Below are 1660 nucleotides of genomic sequence, written 5' to 3'. Positions count from 1 at the left end.
GCTCGACAGGCTGGTCGAGTTGCTGCTGGCGGCGACGCTGTTCGTTGCGCAGATCCTCGACCCGTTGGGTGAACCCGGCCAAAGCGAGGTCTTCTTCGTCGGTGCCGAACCCCTGGTAGGCACCGACGCCGAGAGCGAGGGCCTAAGCCTCCGCCTCGATGGCGTCTGCGGTCTGCTGGAGGAAGTAGCTGCGTTCGCGGTACTTGTAGTAGCCGGGAACTCGACGTTCCTGGAGGAGCCGGGCCTCCTCGTGAGCCCGTAGCACCTCTTCGGCGCTGCCCCGGCGGTGCGCCGCATCGTCATCCATCCTTGTGGGCGCGTGGCACCTTCGCGTGGCCATCCCGCTCGACGAAGGCCGCGAGCGCCGTCAGGCCGGCGCCGAACCGGTCCGCCGGCGACACCTTGGGCTTCGCCGCGGCCGACCTGCAGACCGCGACTATCGCGATTCGTTCGGCCATCGACAGTTCGGGACGCGCCGGGGCGTACGGGCTGCCGGTGACGACGTCGGCGCTGAGGTCGTACGCCGGCTCCTCGGCCAGCTTCCCGTCGCCGCCCGGAACGACCTCCCGGCCCGGCCGGCGTCCGCCGGAGGGCCTTGCATGGGGGCGGCCCGCCGTGAGACGACCGGGCTCTCACCAGCCGGTAACCGTGCGTCACCCATCTGCGCGGCCCGGCATGACAACAGTGCGACCGGCCGCCCAGACTGAACACCGTCCGGCACCGGACAAACCTGCTTTGTCAGGGATCGGTTGAGCCCAGAAGCGGTTACTGACGACTCAGCGGACAGCAAAGCGTGATCACTATCCGTAATCGTAGGTCGATGGTGCCTCGGTCTTCGCTCCGCCGACTCGGCACCCCGTCACACAGCCGCCATCGGCATCGTCGGGGCTCACGACGGTCTTCGAGGTTGCGCCGTGTCAGGCCGGTTCCCCGACAGGCGAGGTCGACCCCGAAGTGCTGCGCCGAGAGTCCCCGGGGCGAAGCCGCGGCGGTCCGGGCAGCCTCATGACCCCGCACCGGTGTCGACGGAACGAGCGGCCGACTCCGAGGAGAGTGCCGGAGAACCCCTTGCCCGTTCCTGCCGGCCGCCCGGGGACACAGCTGCCACCCGCCGGACAACGCAGAGCCCCTTCCAAGACTCCCGAGGAGAACACCCCAATCATGCGCACGTCGTTCGTGAACCTGGCCAAGACGCTCTGCGTCGGTCTCGTCTCCACCACCGGGGCGTTCGCCGCGCCTGCCGCGGCCCACGCACAGACCTCCGTCCCCTGCGACACCACCGCTCTGGCCGCCGCGATCACGGCCGCCAACACGGCGACCGGGCCGGTGGTGCTCGATCTCGCACCCGGATGCACCTACAACCTGACCAGCCCGTTGCCGGACATCCTCGCCGACCTGACCATCCACGCACGCCACAGCACGATCACGCGCACCGCCACGCAACCCTTCCGCATCCTCACGGTCAGGAAGTCCCTCCGCCTCTGTGACGCCACCATCAGCAACGGCGACGCCGACGGGGACTTCGGCGGAGGCATCGCCAACTTCGGGACGCTCACCGTCACCGACAGCCGGATCCGCGACAACCGCGGCAACTTCTCCGGAGGCATCGGCGCTTTCACCGGCACCACGACCACGATCGCCAACAGCATGATCACCAGCA

Annotated in this window: 2 protein-coding genes and 1 pseudogene; 2 read left to right on the top strand and 1 reads right to left on the bottom strand. The window is 69.2% G+C overall.

Features of this window, described 5'->3' with window-relative positions; genetic code table 11:
* A partial coding sequence (locus ACFQ87_RS46200; protein WP_380617043.1) for a hypothetical protein occupies positions 1-262 on the top strand: 262 nt, incomplete at its 5' end.
* Between the two features lie 37 nt (positions 263-299).
* On the opposite strand, the gene ACFQ87_RS46195 is transcribed toward ACFQ87_RS46200, so the two are convergent.
* The gene (locus tag ACFQ87_RS46195; protein ID WP_380617042.1) at positions 300-458 is read right to left on the bottom strand and encodes a hypothetical protein; all 159 of its coding nucleotides are present in this window, start codon (positions 456-458) and stop codon (positions 300-302) included.
* Between the two features lie 703 nt (positions 459-1161).
* On the opposite strand from ACFQ87_RS46195, the pseudogene ACFQ87_RS46190 reads away from it, so the two are divergent.
* Positions 1162-1660: pseudogene (locus tag ACFQ87_RS46190) on the top strand (hypothetical protein); the annotation flags it as partial.

This window comes from Kitasatospora sp. NPDC056531, from assembly GCF_042794375.1.
Classification (GTDB): domain Bacteria; phylum Actinomycetota; class Actinomycetes; order Streptomycetales; family Streptomycetaceae; genus Kitasatospora.
The sequence above is the reverse complement of the archived record's forward strand: the minus strand, read 5'-3'. Positions and strand labels throughout refer to the sequence as shown.